The organism is Pseudoalteromonas maricaloris (assembly GCF_024746855.1).
GTDB lineage: Bacteria > Pseudomonadota > Gammaproteobacteria > Enterobacterales > Alteromonadaceae > Pseudoalteromonas > Pseudoalteromonas maricaloris.
The window spans coordinates 556,588-572,225 of record NZ_CP024626.1 but is presented as its reverse complement, the minus strand read 5'-3'; the positions used below and the strand labels follow the sequence as shown (position 1 = coordinate 572,225).

General features: G+C 43.9%; 15 protein-coding genes. 10 read left to right on the top strand and 5 right to left on the bottom strand.

The window, feature by feature from the left end:
• The first annotated feature begins 60 nt into the window (after window positions 1–60).
• Window positions 61–1,002, top strand: a complete 942-nt coding sequence (locus CTT31_RS20305; RefSeq protein ID WP_211857090.1) for a formylglycine-generating enzyme family protein — start codon at window positions 61–63, stop codon at window positions 1,000–1,002.
• Window positions 1,003–1,026: 24 nt separating this feature from the next.
• Here the strand turns inward: CTT31_RS20305 and CTT31_RS20300 are convergent, their stop codons facing one another.
• Window positions 1,027–3,915, bottom strand: a complete 2,889-nt coding sequence (locus CTT31_RS20300) for a hypothetical protein (protein ID WP_260492901.1) — start codon at window positions 3,913–3,915, stop codon at window positions 1,027–1,029.
• 370 nt (window positions 3,916–4,285) lie between these two features.
• On the opposite strand from CTT31_RS20300, the gene CTT31_RS20295 reads away from it, so the two are divergent.
• Complete coding sequence (locus CTT31_RS20295; RefSeq protein ID WP_211857094.1) at window positions 4,286–5,116, top strand: polyphosphate kinase 2 family protein; 831 nt, start codon at window positions 4,286–4,288, stop codon at window positions 5,114–5,116.
• Window positions 5,117–5,119: 3 nt separating this feature from the next.
• Window positions 5,120–6,433, top strand: a complete 1,314-nt coding sequence (locus tag CTT31_RS20290) for a DUF2252 family protein (RefSeq protein WP_211857096.1) — start codon at window positions 5,120–5,122, stop codon at window positions 6,431–6,433.
• Here CTT31_RS20290 and CTT31_RS20285 read toward each other — a convergent pair.
• Window positions 6,430–7,383 (bottom strand): ribonuclease Z, encoded by a 954-nt coding sequence (locus CTT31_RS20285; RefSeq protein ID WP_211857098.1) that lies wholly within the window; start codon window positions 7,381–7,383, stop codon window positions 6,430–6,432. The two genes, CTT31_RS20290 and CTT31_RS20285, sit on opposite strands and share 4 nt — an antisense overlap.
• Window positions 7,384–7,486: 103 nt before the next feature.
• Here CTT31_RS20285 and CTT31_RS20280 point away from each other — a divergent pair, with 103 nt between their 5' ends.
• The 6 genes from CTT31_RS20280 to CTT31_RS20255 all read left to right on the top strand — a co-directional run bounded on the left by CTT31_RS20280 (window position 7,487) and on the right by CTT31_RS20255 (window position 12,696).
• Window positions 7,487–8,026, top strand: a complete 540-nt coding sequence (locus CTT31_RS20280) for an isochorismatase family protein (RefSeq protein ID WP_226899315.1) — start codon at window positions 7,487–7,489, stop codon at window positions 8,024–8,026.
• A gap of 44 nt (window positions 8,027–8,070) precedes the next feature.
• Window positions 8,071–8,334, top strand: coding sequence for a DUF3081 family protein (locus CTT31_RS20275; protein ID WP_010373027.1), 264 nt, complete (start codon window positions 8,071–8,073; stop codon window positions 8,332–8,334).
• Complete coding sequence (locus CTT31_RS20270; protein ID WP_211857100.1) at window positions 8,327–8,656, top strand: hypothetical protein; 330 nt, start codon at window positions 8,327–8,329, stop codon at window positions 8,654–8,656. Before CTT31_RS20275 ends, CTT31_RS20270 begins: the two co-directional genes overlap by 8 nt.
• Window positions 8,649–10,127: an FAD-binding domain-containing protein gene (locus tag CTT31_RS20265; RefSeq protein ID WP_260492900.1), complete on the top strand. Its 1,479-nt coding sequence runs from the start codon at window positions 8,649–8,651 to the stop codon at window positions 10,125–10,127. Before CTT31_RS20270 ends, CTT31_RS20265 begins: the two co-directional genes overlap by 8 nt.
• 124 nt (window positions 10,128–10,251) lie before the next feature.
• Window positions 10,252–11,856 carry an AbgT family transporter gene (locus tag CTT31_RS20260; protein WP_260492899.1) on the top strand — a complete coding sequence of 535 codons (1,605 nt, stop codon included), beginning with the start codon at window positions 10,252–10,254 and terminating at the stop codon, window positions 11,854–11,856.
• Window positions 11,857–12,078: 222 nt separating this feature from the next.
• Window positions 12,079–12,696, top strand: a complete 618-nt coding sequence (locus CTT31_RS20255) for a glutathione S-transferase family protein (RefSeq protein ID WP_211857105.1) — start codon at window positions 12,079–12,081, stop codon at window positions 12,694–12,696.
• On the opposite strand, the gene CTT31_RS20250 is transcribed toward CTT31_RS20255, so the two are convergent.
• The 3 genes from CTT31_RS20250 to CTT31_RS20240 all read right to left on the bottom strand — a co-directional run bounded on the left by CTT31_RS20250 (window position 12,693) and on the right by CTT31_RS20240 (window position 14,441).
• Window positions 12,693–13,142, bottom strand: coding sequence for a DMT family transporter (locus CTT31_RS20250; protein WP_017216748.1), 450 nt, complete (start codon window positions 13,140–13,142; stop codon window positions 12,693–12,695). The two genes, CTT31_RS20255 and CTT31_RS20250, sit on opposite strands and share 4 nt — an antisense overlap.
• 2 nt (window positions 13,143–13,144) lie before the next feature.
• Complete coding sequence (locus CTT31_RS20245) at window positions 13,145–13,780, bottom strand: nitroreductase family protein (RefSeq protein WP_260492898.1); 636 nt, start codon at window positions 13,778–13,780, stop codon at window positions 13,145–13,147.
• Window positions 13,781–13,841: 61 nt separating this feature from the next.
• Window positions 13,842–14,441, bottom strand: coding sequence for a Crp/Fnr family transcriptional regulator (locus CTT31_RS20240; RefSeq protein ID WP_222244960.1), 600 nt, complete (start codon window positions 14,439–14,441; stop codon window positions 13,842–13,844).
• 53 nt (window positions 14,442–14,494) lie between these two features.
• Here CTT31_RS20240 and zapE point away from each other — a divergent pair, with 53 nt between their 5' ends.
• Window positions 14,495–15,577, top strand: a complete 1,083-nt coding sequence (gene zapE / locus CTT31_RS20235; protein WP_260492897.1) for a cell division protein ZapE — start codon at window positions 14,495–14,497, stop codon at window positions 15,575–15,577.
• Window positions 15,578–15,638 lie beyond the last annotated feature (61 nt).

Here is a 15,638-nt window from a genome sequence, read left to right as displayed (position 1 = left end):
TACGCTTGGTATGCTTGAGCTGCACTAAGGATAAATAAGTAACATACGGAAAGTCACCATATGGAAAATAAACGGATACATTCACTCCCCCACTTTGCCAACATTAACCGGCGCAATATTCTCGCCAATCAATACACAACCGTTCCCAGCCTCGCAGTACTGTGTTTGGTAATGACCGGGTGTGACGACCTTGGCCAACAAATAGACGCGCTTACTGGCGAACAAGACAAACAAGTGCAAGCACTGATTGAGCGCACTAAAGCCCAAATGGTGTTTGTTGAAGGCGGCAGCTTTATGATGGGCGATGGTGGTGGTCCTAATAACTTGCCTTGGACCATAGCCCGCGATAATAAACCCGCTCATAAGGTGACCCTTACCAGCTATTCGATGGGCGCTTATGAGGTAAGCTATGGCGATTTTGATTTATATACCGCGGTAAACAACCTGCCAAAAACCATGTGGACAAAATGGGATAAAGATGAAATTTGGCGTGCACCTGAATTCTCTGCGGGGGTGAACTGGTATGATGCCAAGAACTATTGCTTATGGCTGGCAAAACTCACACAACTCCCAATTGATTTACCAACCGAAGCACAGTGGGAATTTGCAGCACGAAACCGTGGTGAAAACATTTTGTTTGCCACCAATACTGGTATGCTTGAACTCGGTGTAAATTACTCTCTCGCCGAAGAGCCTGAACCGCATATTAGTGGCACCTATCCACCTAACCCATTGGGGTTTTATGACTTAAGCGGCAATATGATTGAATGGGTCAATGACTGGTGGGCTGAGGATTACTATCAACACTCCCCAGAACAGGATCCTAAAGGGCCAAAAGAAGGCACAAAAAAGGTCATGCGTGGCGGGATGTTTTTAGAGTCTCCCCGTGGCAGTAATGTATATACACGGCAAGAATCTGAGAAACTAAAAAAGGCATACAGGGCAACTGGATTTCGCTGCGTGCTCAATCAGTCTATGCCTTTAAATGAGCAACCAAAGTAGCTAACTTTGGTTGCTAATACGCTGTTATGCCAGTGCTACAAATGGACTGATATTAAGCATCGCGACAGCAACCGAACCGGAGCGAGCTCGGCTTGGTAGTTTGCGTCGCCATGCATCAAACTCTCGCTGCTGAGCACCTTCTAAAATACTATTAAGCTGAGATAAGCCCTCTTCTTGGCTACACTTAGTTCCTCCTTTACCCATATGCTGCAACACCTCGTCTAATTCCTCTGTACAAAGTATATGCTTGAGTATGATAATAATCGTATTTTCGCGCTGCTCATTTAAGCCCTGCCAGCTGTAGGTATCTGAGTCGATAAGGCTAGCGAGGTTAGGGTTCGCTAATAAGTTTAGAAATGCCCCCTTGGACTCAGGTACCGTAAACTTCAGCATTTCTGGTGTTTGTTCAACTCTTTGCATGATAGCCTTGGCTTGTTCATGAATTATTACTTTAGTTCGCCACCATTCATCTATGTCTTTAGCAGTTCCACCAACAAACTCAGTAATATCTTTACCTGTTGCTATATGCATGGCTACTGCTTTATAAAGCACGTTAAATGCCAATGGCTGTATAAACTCGAGATAATCATAATCATTATTTTTAAGCTGGTGATAAACAAATTGGGCAAGCGTGACGATTTCATCGACACCTATCTCACAGACCAACTCTCCGCCAGCACCTACGCCCCAGATAAGTCCCAATTTCGCGCGAAGCATAAACCTTCCGTCTTCATAACCAATATAACATCCGGCATGTGCACCAGCGCCAAATGCGCCTTCTGCCTTTCCACCTAGTTTAGCTAAATCACAAAAACTAGATTTACCAGATTTTTCTGGATTATCCCACTGCAAAGCACCAGTTAACTCACAGCCTGCGGATACCCCAGCGAATGCGCTGAGCTCGCCTTTTACAGGTTCAAACTTGCGATCGGCGCGGCTAAGTGCCTTTACTTGTTCAGGGGTTAATCCCTCAAGTATCATTTTACCTTGCTTTACTGTACAGCCTACATTTGCCGCCGCTTGTAATTTCGCTCCTGCATAGCCAAAAAGGGCAATGGTCGCATTTAATCGGATCGCGCCTAAGTTTATCTCACGCTCTTTGGTCGTATTTTTAAGTGGCATCATAAACTTAAATTCATACCCATTTTTATTAGGGTAGTAACCACTCATTGCAGCTTTTGCTTCACCAACTGCAAAATCGACTTTGGCATCAGCTTGAAATGAAAAGACACCATCCTTTGGGCTAAAGGTTGCCGCAATGCCCGCACCATGGGTGTAGCGCATTAATCGTGCCTCTGCACTGGCATCAAAATAGTCGCTTTTTTCAAACCTTTTTATATTTAGATCTTTATTAAGCTCCCTAGCCCATTCGCCCCATATGGTTGTATACGTGTCGACGAGCTTCTTATCATACTTAAAATTGACCTTTAGCTTGCTCAAATCATTTTTAAGCGCTTTGTTCAGTTTGTTACGGTCTAAGTTGCCATTCGCATCGCTAAAACGACGACCGTTTCGAATGTCCGTATCAATTTTATAGCGTCTAAAGTGGTTGGCCATATTATCACTACGCACATAGGTATATTTTCGGCCTTTAAAGCCAATGACTTCGGTAATTTTATTAGCGGTAGGGCCTGAAACAAGTGGTTTTAGGGTCTCGTTTAACGCCTTTTTTGCGTCAGTTACTTTATCATCTTGTTTCGAGAGGTCTTGTTGTCCAGCCAGCGCTTGCTTTAACTGCTCCATGGGAGGGTTAAGTACTTCCATTTCTTGCTCTAAAATATCGGCAAGTGACTGGGTGACCGCTATAAAGCTGTTATCTTCTGGAATATATATAAAATCAATAATTTCCAGTTGGTCTTCGGACTCTTCAACTGAAAAACTCACGGAGTGCGTCGCACCTCCGGCTTCAGCGGTTAATGTGTATTCCCCCGCCACAAGCGGTAGCGCCAACTCCCAATCATAACCTCTGTCTGGTATGTAGTTGCCATTCACTTGCTCCAATATGGCTGATTTTGAACCCGACGTTGGCCCTTTCCAGATTAGGTTAACGCTGTTGCTGTTATAGAATTGTCCTTTAACTAGTACGTCAAAGCCGGTATTCACCCTGACTTTATCACCCGCTTTGGGAGGATTTTTTATAGTAAACTGAGGATGGTTGAAGCCATATATACGGCTTTCATTTGGTGTGCCAGTATACTGCTCGACAACACTCGCGGCAGTTTCTCCCGGCCCTAATACATGATTTGCAAAACGTCTTTTAGTGGCTTGGTTTTGCTCTAGTTTTACGATTTGCTTTAGATTAGGTTGACCAATAATGACAGATGGCGCAATAGTATCTATGGGTTGTGCTGTACTTTCTAGCTTAGTGGGTGTTTTTTGAATGCCTGCGTTACTCTTACCCATTGACGGGCGCGTTGTACCTGCTCCTTGGCTACTATTGAAGCCCACACCATCATTTTTTGAGTAATCGCTTGTAGCAGCACCTAAATGTGCACTGTTTTGGCTTAACTCTCCCGCCCCACTCGAGAAGCCTTTACTGCCACCAGAACCGAACTGACCTTCCACTTTAGCCTCAAGCGCTGACTTTTTAATAAACGCAAAGATCTCCTTTATATTGCCTTGAGAAACCGTTTTGAGACGTTGTGCTTGGTTATTTGAAATAACAAGTAGTTGTCTATCGTCATGGTGATGAAGTCCACCATGCCAGTAACGAGCTTCTTTTGGGTCAATACGAATATAGTCAGTGTGATGGGGGTTAAGTGCTTTAAGAATGATGGTGGGCACTTTAGCCATCGGCAATCTGGTTGGTTGTGCCGAATTTTTTACGTCTGAATCTGACTGAAAAAGTGAATCATCGAATGTACCTTGCTGTGCGTCTTGCACAAGCGCAGGCCACTTGTCAAAAGGCTTCATGCCAATCCTTCCTTGTTTATTCCGGTTGTTCCTCATCAATGCAATTTGCTACTCATCAATGAGCGCGAGATAGTATTCGGGGTAGATTTTATACTGATGGAGTCAGTTATTCAATCAAGGAAAATTTTGCTATTTACCTGTTCTAAATGATGAGAAATTTTTAACGCCGTTAGCGCCTGATTAGCTCCCTCAAATTAAGGAAGTGTAAGACAAAATGGCATGACATATCATTGTCAAAAAGTCCCTGTAGAGTTTAATCTAGGTTACTCTAACACGCTCAAAAGTTAGTTGGTGCGGTAATATTTTCGCGTTGAACAGCGCTTTGACAACAACAGGGCCAACTTAACCAAAGGCGATTAAAGGAGTTAGCATGACCAGTTATGTATCAGAAATAAAGGCGCTAAATCGCGGGCTAAGTGTTAAGCCACCCATGACACATCCTGCTATTGATTCAAAAAAACACTACAAAAGCGAGTTAAAGTACTGGCAAACCCAACTATTACATGTGCAACAAGCCTATTTTCATCAAGGAAAGCGCGCTATTTTAGTGTTTGAAGGCTGGGATGCGGCTGGTAAAGGAGGCGCGATTCGCCGCATGACAGAAAAACTCGATCCGCGCGGCGTTAAGGTCTACCCAATAGCACAACCAACACCCGAGGAACAAGGCCGGCATTACCTGTATCGGTTTCAAACAAAGTTACCTCCTCGGGGTACTATGACTATTTTTGACCGTTCATATTACGGCCGAGTGTTGGTAGAACGGGTTGAAGCGTTTGCTAGTGAGCACGAGTGGCGTCGTGCCTATCAAGAAATCAACGAATTTGAGCGTCTGCTAACAGATGATAACGTCCGCATTGTTAAGCTATTTTTACACATTAGCGAAGATGAACAGCTCAAGCGCTTTACAGAGCGTTTAAATAATCCGTATAAGCGCTGGAAACTAACGGAAGAAGATATTCGCAACCGCCAAAAGCGACAAGATTATGAGCAAGCAATTGATGATATGTTTGCTAAAACCGATACGAATTTAGCGGGATGGCATTTGATCCTCGCGGAACATAAATGGTATGCCCGCGTACAAGTGATGAAAACCATTGTCGAAGCGTTAAGCAAGGGGGTTGATATTAGTCCCCCACCTATCGATAAAGCCGTTGTAAAACTGGCAAAATCTCAATTGGGTATTGTTCAAAGGGAGGACTAATCCATGAATCGTCACGACTATCTTGCATCTTACTTTAATGAGCGTGAAGGCATTCACGTAAGCAATGAGTGCAGTAAATTCGACAAAATGAGACTCAGTCCATTTCGGTTCTTCCGTGGTAGTGCCGCGCTTATGTATAAGGACTTACTGGAGCAACAACTGCAGTTACCTGAAGCGGCCACCAGCCTGCCACTCACCTACGTAATGGGCGATTGTCATACGGGCAATTTTGGCTTTCATAGTGAAGAAGGCAGCCACGGCGATACCCTAATTTTTGAACCTAATGACTTCGATGATGCCTGCGTCGGACACGCTGTGTGGGACCTGTTTCGCTTTTTAGTGAGTTTACCGCTTACCCAACTAGAAGGAGGGCGTATTCAAGAGCAAGCTCAGGATATTAAAGACCGAAGTAAACCTTTGGTCAGTAAAGAGCTGGTTGCCCAAGCACAATTGGACTTTTTACACAGCTACCTAAAAGCCTGTCAGTTGTCGCTGGAACATAAGGTCGATAGCAACACAGGCTTAACCGAATTTGATAATAATCATATACTGCATAAACGATGGCAAAAAGGGTTACAAAGAATGGCGGGGGGCGCCGCGTTTACGATAAAAAGCACGCTCGCAAAGGAAATCGACCTCAGCATTAAGCCGCTAAGTTTTCGCGAAGACAAACTGAAGTTTAAGCAACTTGACCCCGATTTAAAAGAAAACCTTATTCATCACTTTGCGCCCTATGTTGATGACGAAATTTTAGATTGTGTTGAGCGTATCGACCAAGGCACAGGCTCATTGCATCTGAGCAGATATTATTTGTTGGTTGGCCCAAACGTACAAAAGCCCACTAAAGATATTTTGCCGCTATGCCACATTGTGGAGGTAAAACAACAGCAACTCGCTTCGCCTCTTGCTTACTTTGCAAATTTAAGCCCAGTGAATCGCTTAGATCCCGCACACTTAACCGTCAACAGTCAAAGAAAAATGCAGCGCCGTACCGATCTCATTTTAGATAATGCATTGTGGCAAGGCAGCCATTGGCTGGTACGCTCGCGCCATCATGCTCGCGTTGGTATAGACCCAGAAGACATCACTATTGGTAAGCGTGCAGCGAATAAGTCGGGCTTTAGCCAATATGCAGAAGCGTGCGGTGAAGCCCTTGCCCTTTCACATATGCGAGCAGATAGACGATCCTTACAATTTCAAGAAGATGCCGTCGCCATTTTGCCTAGTCTCATCGATGAATTGGTCAAATCGGCCAGTCATTACAGCGAGCAAGTCGTAGCCGATTGGCGTTGGTTTTGCGAGCAATCCCAGAGCTAAGCAGTTGCGCACTCAACTTGCTTTTGCTTTGGAATGTCTACAATCAGGCCATCCTCTGCGATGATGAGTGCATTGCTAAAGTGCAACTTGGCCTCTTCAATAAGAGGCTGCAGCATGCCCTCACCATGATAACGCACGCTAAAATGAGTGAGCGCGAGCATGGGCACTTGATGTAATTGTGCAAATTGAGCGATGCGCCTAGCATCGCTATGCCCTGTATGAAATCCCACTTTATGAAGATCAGCAGCGGTAAAGGTAGCTTCATGAACAAGCAAATCGACCCCTTTTATCATCTGCGATAGCAAGCCGGGCTTTTCGTTATCACCACAAATTATTGCAACTCGAGGTTGCCAACTATAAAAACTGTAGTCATCTGAGGTTAAAAGTCGGCCTTGGTATTCTACGTCTTGACCCTTTTGCAACAGGTTGTAGTGGCCACCAGACGCAATGCCATCTTGCTGAAGTTTGTCTATTTTTAACTTACGAGGAATGCACTTTTCCGTGAGTTTATAGCCAACACTGGGCACTCTGTGTTGTAGCGCTATGATTTCGATATCGCAACATTCAAGCGGTAGCTTATCGTTTATTTCTTCAAGAGCGATGGTGATTAAGTCAAAACTTAGCCTCACCTCTGTCAGTGTAAAACAGCTTTGCACAAACTGAATAACGGCCCTCGGCGCAATTAATTTTAGCGGCGCTTTGCGAGAGTTTAAAGCCATGGATGAAATGAGTCCGGGTAATCCATAGCAATGATCCCCATGAAGATGGGTAATACAAATTGCTTCGAGATAATATAGGGTTAACTCACTGTGCAGCAGCGCATGCTGGGTCGCTTCGGCGCAGTCAATTAGTACCCAGGCTTTGGTATTTTCAAAGCTTACTGCCGCTGCCGACATATTACGTTGTTTAGATGGGCTACCTGAAGAAGTGCCAAGAAAATGTACTTTCACGCCAAAACCGTTTACTTTTTAAGTGGGTATACCATTGTAACGAATAAATAACGTATTAGCGAAGCGCGCGTGCTCGCCTTGCAACGTAATCTCTAAGGAGAAGATGATGAATTTGATACCTTCGGACAGCATGATCTTAGTGATCGATATTCAAGAAAAATTTCGTCCTCATATTGAGGTGTTTGGCGATATCGAGCGCCAAGTAACCACCCTACTACAAGCTGCAGAACATTTGACTGTTCCCGCACTGATTTTTGAGCAATATCCCAAAGGGCTTGGCCATACAGCACCGAGTTTACTTGAATTTAATCTCCCGGTTATCGAAAAAACCGCGTTTAGTGCTTACCACGTTGAATCATGCAAACAAGCTATTCAAGAATATAAACGCGACACCATCGTCGTGGTTGGCCTCGAAAGTCATATCTGTGTACAACAAACCGTTAATGACCTGCTGGCGGACAATTTCAACGTTGTAATAGTTGCCGATGGTATTTGCTCACGCAATCCAAAACACACAGATTGGGCGCTAATGCAGATGCAAGCCGATGGCGCACGCTTTTTGGCTTTAGAGTCTATTTTATTTCAGTGGCTAAAATCGGCCAAAAATGAGCAATTTAAGGCAATTTCAGCGTTAGTTAAGTGATCGGCTATCACAGTGAAAGCGTATTCCAAGTATCGAGGTGAACAATGAAAAATGAATTAGATAGCAAGTTCTTGTTAACGGTGTTCGAGCATATTCAAAAGCACGGTGAAGTAACCGAGGAAGGTAAACGCTATGAGGGCATAGTGGCCTATTCAGATCCAGATGGTTACACCATATACCTGCAAGGCAGTGGCGTGTTACTGCGCTCTGGGTTTCATAATACTTATCACTTGGATTATGAACAAGATAAGCACAAAGACGATTTTATTAAGAAGCTAGATTACATTTTTAAAGAGGCGAATGAGTAGCTTATATCCAAATACCAACCGAGGACGTCGCGTTAGACGTCCCCGCCCTGAAGGCAAACAAACCCGCGCATATGTAAGTAATGTCGTCGAAGCGCTCAGGGAAAATCCAAATAAACTCAAGATAATCAAACAGAACTGCGATGAATTTCGCCAGCAACGCTATTTAAAACGTGGCTTTTTGCTCGCCATCGAACGCTTTGATTGGGTGTTTGCAGTGGACGATGACGTAGAGCGAATATGCCAGCAGATCCTCGCCGACGACTACATAGGCAAACGCCTACGCCGTTACCCTTTATTGTTTAAGGGGGTGTTAGATGATTAATCTCGTTTGGCTCAAACGTGACTTAAGAGTGTTCGACCATAGACCACTTTACGAAGCGTGTAATAATGGCAGACCAACCCTGATCTTGTATGTTGTTGAGCCCGAATATTGGAAACTCCCCGATACCAGCGAAAGACAATTTCAATTTGTAAAAGAGTCGCTTCTAAGCCTTGCTGATCAGCTGCAGCTTTTAGGTGGCACGCTGACGATTCGCCAGGGCGATATCATTGAAATACTTGAAAAGATCCATCAAAACATCGCGATCGCAACCCTTTATTGCCATCAAGAAACGGGGAATACATGGACATTTGAGCGCGATTTGCGTGTTATTGCCTGGTGTAAAGAAAGACACGTATCGTATGAAGAATATCGCCAACAAGCCGTATTCAGGGGAAAAGTGAATCGTGATAAGTGGCAACAGCAAGCCGAAGACTGGCTGCAAAGCGACTGTCTACCAGCCCCTTCAAAAATTAATCCTCTGCTGCAACAGCATAGTGGTATTGCACTTTTAAATGACTACCCTGGAAATGACAGCAACTCAGCCCCAGAGCCCCAATTAGGTGGACTCAAAGCTGCGCAGCAAACCTTGAATAGCTTTTTTAATCATAGGATAGACAACTATTTATTTGGTATCTCAAGCCCAGTAAAAGCTGTAAACAGTAGCTCCAGACTCAGTCCGTATTTGGCCTATGGCGTGCTAAGCCTCAGGGATGTTTTACAACAAACTCTTGCATTAAATGTCGACTCAAAACGCAATAAGAGTGGTTTTTTATCACGGCTTTACTGGCATAGCCATTTTGTGCAAAAGCTCGAATCAGAGCCGTTTTATGCAGAGCGTGCTGTGCATGCATCCTTAATTGATATGCGTGCGAGTGAATTTAATCCGCAACGCTTTGAACTTTGGGCTCACGGTAACACGGGCGTCCCCTTTATTGATGCCTGTATGCGAATGCTGATCACCACAGGTTGGATAAACTTTCGCATCCGTGCCATGTTGATGGCGTTTTCAAGCTATCATCTGTGGCTTGATTGGCAACAACCAGCAGCAAGACTTGCCACTCTATTTATAGATTATGAACCTGGGATCCACTATCCTCAGGTACAAATGCAGTCAGGCACTACTGGGATAAATCCGTTTCGCATCTATAACCCCATAACCCAGGGGCAAAAATATGATCCAGAAGGTCAATTCATTCGCCGCTACATTCCTGAGCTTAATCACGTTCCAACGCATTACTTACATACGCCTTGGCTTTATACTGGCTTAAAAGAAGACCAATATCAACGCCCAGCCATATTACCCGATCACGCCGCAAAAATTGCCCGTGAAAAAATCTCCGCATTTTATAAGCAACATCTAGATAAAGATGAAACAGGCAGAGTGCTTCACACTCACGCTTCAAGGCGTCGCTCAAGTCGTGGGCGCAAAAAACAAGCAAGTTCTGATAAAAATCAGCTTAAGCTATTCTAACTGATCCGTTTTTGCACAATGTTCCGCCTTTCACCCTAAAAAGAGGACAAATAGCCGCTTAAGCATGACCTCATGTAAAAAAAATGCTAAGGTTGCGCCATTTTTTGGAACTGAGAATTTAGCTATGTCAAATGCTGTAGAGACGCAAGCTGATAGTCAGGACCAACAGGGGCAAAAAGGGGGATTATTTAATCGCTTCTTGGCAACTGTTGAGTTCTTGGGGAATATGCTTCCCCACCCTATTACTTTGTTTGCAATGTTTTGTATCGCCATCGTGTTATTTAGTGGTATTGCCGATTGGATGGGACTATCTGCCATCGATCCTCGCCCAGAAGGCTCCGCAGGTCGCGACCCCGACGGTGTCATTGAAGTCGTAAGCTTAATGAGTGCTGAAGGTTTGCAACGCATTGTGACAGGTCTTGTGACTAACTTTACTGGCTTTGCACCACTTGGCACTGTACTTGTTGCATTACTAGGGGTTAGTGTTGCAGAACACTCTGGCATGCTATCAGCTGCAATGCGCGGCATGGTAATGGGGGCTTCAAAACGCCTTGTTACCTTTATGATTGTATTTGCAGCTATCTTGTCTAATACCGCATCAGAACTTGGCTACGTTGTACTTATTCCGCTTGCCGCAATGATTTTCCATAGCCTTGGTAGACACCCACTTGCCGGCTTAGCCGCCGCATTTGCTGGCGTATCTGGTGGCTACAGCGCAAACTTATTGCTTGGCACCATAGATCCGCTATTAGCTGGTATTACGACGCCTGCTGCGCAAATGATTGACCCAAATTATCAAGTGGGCCCTGAAGCGAACTGGTACTTCATGATGATTTCAGTATTCCTAATTGCTATCGTGGGAACCTTAGTCACCGAGAAAATCGTAGAGCCACGTTTAGGGAAATACGACCCTAAAGAAGCCAGCGTTGATTTAAGTGAAAACAATATTGAGAAACTTTCGGCAACAGAAAAATCAGGCCTCAAATGGGCGGGCGTATCACTACTCGTAGTAAGTATTCTACTTGCCTTAACCATAGTGCCTGAAGATGGTATTTTACGTCATCCGGTAACAGGCGAAGTGGCAGGCTCACCATTTTTAAAAGGGATCGTGGTATTTATCTTTGTAACCTTTGCTATTCCGGGTTTTGTGTACGGCCGTGTGGTTGGTACCATGAAAAATGATCGCGATATTATTGATGCAATGAGTAAAAGCATGAGCTCGATGGGCATGTATATCGTGTTGGTATTCTTTGCCGCTCAGTTTGTTGCATTCTTTAAGTGGACAAACCTAGGTACTATCCTTGCGATAAATGGTGCAGCACTGTTACAGGCGCTAAACCTAACTGGCCCTGAAGTATTCGTACTGTTTATATTCATGTGTGCACTCGTTAACCTAAGCCTTGGTTCATCATCAGCTCAATGGGCTGTCACTGCACCGATATTTGTTCCAATGCTAATGCTTATCGGCTATGCACCAGAAACCATTCAAGCAGCGTACCGTATTGGAGATTCAGTTACTAACCTTATCACTCCGATGATGAGTTACTTTGGTTTAATATTAGCGGTTGCGACGAAATACAAAAAAGATATGGGTATAGGTACACTAGTGGCAACGATGTTGCCGTACAGTATGTTCTTCTTTATCGGCTGGGTAGCACTATTCTACGTGTGGGTGTTTGGCTTTGGTCTACCAGTTGGACCTAACTCTCCTATCTACTACAATCCGTAGCTAATACTTTAAAATTATCTAAATGCCAGCATTTGCTGGCATTTTTATTTGTGAAAACCTCAACCCTCACCTAAGGTTGAATAGGAGACAGCGAAGAAGGAGCCGATTTTGGATACCAATAACATTGCAATTATTACATTGGTATTAAACTAACTTCACGTGATCACTGTTATTTTATGCCCTGTTCCTGAGTGATACACGTGACCTAACATTAGGTGAATTATGTATACACTCTTTTACTATCCACAAAGTGCGAGCCTTGCGCCTCATATTTTATTAGAACTCATTGGTGAGCCTTATCAACTTGAACTGGTGGATATCAAAAAAAACGCCAACCGTAGTGCACAATACTTAACACTAAGCCCAGCCGGACAAGTACCAGCCCTCGTTGATGACGACTTTACCTTATTTGAAAGCGCTGCAATTTCTCAGTACCTTGCTGAAAAGCACATCGACAAGCAGCTTATCCCAACTGAGCTAAAACAAAAATCACAGTGCCTGCAATGGATGCATTTTATGAGCGCTTCTATTCACAGCGACTTATTGATGTATACCTACCCAGAACGACACACCCAAAGTGCTTTGATGTATGACGACCTTATTCGCTCGCAGCAAGGTCGACTAGAAGAAGGGTTTGGTATTATTGATACCTTACTTGCAGACAATCATTACCTGTTTGCAAATCAATTTACGCTGTGCGACAGCTATTTATTTATGCTTTGTGAGCGTGCGAAGACATTTTTAGAAAAAACGCCTTCGCTTAAGAATTTACGCCGCTATTATCGCCAAATTGCGGCAACACCAGCTATTAGCAAAGCCTTAGAAATGGCTGAGTTTTAGCCTGAACGATTAACGTTAATAAGTACAATACCGGTCAGCACAGCAATCACGCCCACGACTTTTTGCAGGTTAATAGGCGTATAAGGTACGCCAAAGAGACCAAGCTGACCGATCACCATAGCTACCACCATTTGACCACACAAGTAATAAGCCATTAAATTACCTATACCCATTTTAGGAATTAAAAAATAACAGAGTCCCACCCCTGTTGCACTTAGCACCCCACCTAAACACCACAAGTACCAAGGCACGGCTTTTAGCTCTGAGGTTGCTGGCAGCACGTTATCAGATACCCGAAAGGCAATAAAGGCATAGAATGCGCTGACAGTAAACGCCACTCCAGCTGCCAATATCGGACTTTTTAATAAACCGCCAAGCTGTGCATTCATGCTTGCTTGCACCGCGATTGCACCGCCTGCAAAAACAGCTAATATGGCAAAAATCATCGTCACACCTCAATATGCAGCAAGTCTCTCGATTTCCTTACTTTGCTTGTATTCGCGTTCACATCCGTACTGTCACGAATGCCAATTGGCGCAATTAGTACCGTGCGTAAGTTTAAGGATGAAAGACCCAATACGTCATCGTAGGCAACCTTATCGATACCGGTCATTGGGCAAACATCAATTTCCATACTGGCGGCTACCAGCAGTAATGTACCGAGGGCCAAGTGAGCCTGCTCAGAACACCAGCTATATTGAGACGCACAGTCCATGGTGTGTAGCGCGTCTTTCATACCCGATTCCATCTGCGCATAGATAAGTTCATCAAGGTTTCGATTCGCCTTAAAGTCTTGAATGTAGCGCTCTACTTGGCTATCAATAGGTGACATATCCGCAGCAAAAACTAGTAGATGACTATTATCAAGCACTTTTTGTTGTCCATACGAATGCGGTAGTAATGCTTTTTTTATCGATTGCTTGGATATTTGAATAATCTTATACGGCTGTAAGCCAAATGCTGAAGCGCTCAACCCCGTTAGTTCGATTAACTTATCGACTTTGTCCTGATCAATAGTTTGCTCAGAAAATTTGCGGACGGCGTAACGCCAATTCAATAACGATTCTAGTTGTGATGTATTCATAAGTTGCTCTCCATTATGTGTTGAGGCAACTTTAACAAGGTGAAGAGTTCGGCTCATTTACCTATGTAAACGAGCCAGAATTTTTTAACGATTTTCTTATTCGGCTTAACTGTGTAGGAGTGATCCCAAGGTGGGACGCTAAATGGTATTGCGGTACACGCTCAGCAAGTTCTGGCTGCTCTTTTAAAAATGCAAGATAGCGCTCCGTGGCATCTAACTGCACCATATAAAGCTCTCGCTTATCCTTTTCTAACAACCAGTTTTTCTCAAGATACAGTATTTGAAATCGCATTAATTCCGGATTATCCATCAGCAGTGCTCTAAATTTCTTAAAATTAATTAGCACAACCTCAGTCGGTTCTAAGGCTTGGATCCCTTGATTGGCAGGCTCTTGGCGATGTAGCGCACGCATTACACCAGGAAATTCCCCCGCAACAAAAAAACGCTTATTGTATTCCTGTCCAGCAGCATTGGTATTTACTAATCTAACTAACCCTTGATGTAAAAATGCAAAAGTAGTCAGATACGCTCCTTCTTTGTAAAGCCACTCATCTTTCGCGAGTAGTTTGATGCTGGTGATCGCAGCAATAGCGGACCAGGTTTCTTGAGAAAGTGGATAATAGGCGTCTACCGCTTGTTTTAATCTTGTTAGTGCATCCATGATTTATAGCTTTATGATATTATTCGGATTAACTATTCCTATTTGCAGTGTCTATGTCAATCTCTAGCCATTACCAAGCACAAATTGAATGTGGAAATCTTACTCCTGATGCAGCGCAGCAAGCTGCAATTTCAGCTTTAGATGCCCTTTCTCGTTCACTCGCTAGTGGTCACTCGAATAAAGGCATCTATTTTTATGGCCCTGTCGGGCGTGGCAAGACAATGCTGATGGATTGGTTTTATGAATTCACTGACGTCACAGACAAAACTCGCCTACACTTTCATCACTTTATGCAACAGGTGCATAAAGAACTCAATCAAATACAAGGTGTGAGAGATCCTTTACAGCGGATCGCCCAAAATTGGGCAGAGCACACTTCTGTGCTGTGCTTTGACGAATTTTTTGTCACTGATATCGGTGATGCAATCATCATGGCGAGATTGTTTGAAGCCCTTTTTGAAGCTGGCGTGACCTTAGTTGCAACCTCTAATTGTCACCCAACCGAGTTATACAAAGATGGATTACATAGAGACCGCTTTGAGCCAACGATAGCACTGCTTATAAGTCACTGCGATGTCATATCAGTGTGTGGTGAGACTGATCATCGATTTAGCAAAGGCACAACGGCAAACCACTACTTCGTCAACGATAAACAAGCATTTTGGGACGCCTTTACTAATGCCGGTGGCATATTCAAATCGGGCGTCCTGAAGATTAATCATCGTCTAATTAACGTGCTTGGCGCAAATGAAAGCGTCGTATGTTTTGATTTTATGGAGATCTGCTCAAGCCCTCGCGCTACCAATGACTATATTGAGCTTGCACAGCAATTTAGCTGTATTTTTATCTCTGAGTTACCGCTACTGGGTGTTACTCCAGAGAATAAAGATGTAGCACAAGGAACTGAGGAAGGCTATATCCGCCCAAATAACTCAATGCAACCTAGGATTGGCGACGATGAGGCCAGACGACTGATTGCGCTTATCGATGAGTGTTACGAAGCCAAAGTACTGGTTGTTTTTTTGGCAGATGCGCCGATTGAGCAAATTTACCAAGGAGAGCAACTGGCATTTGCATTCGCTCGCTGCATTAGTCGAGTGACAGAAATGCAAAGTTGGTCTCTTAGCGCCTGCTGAGCTTACAATTTTTGTCATTGTATAAATTACAACCGAGTGCTAACCTGTTGCAAATAATAAT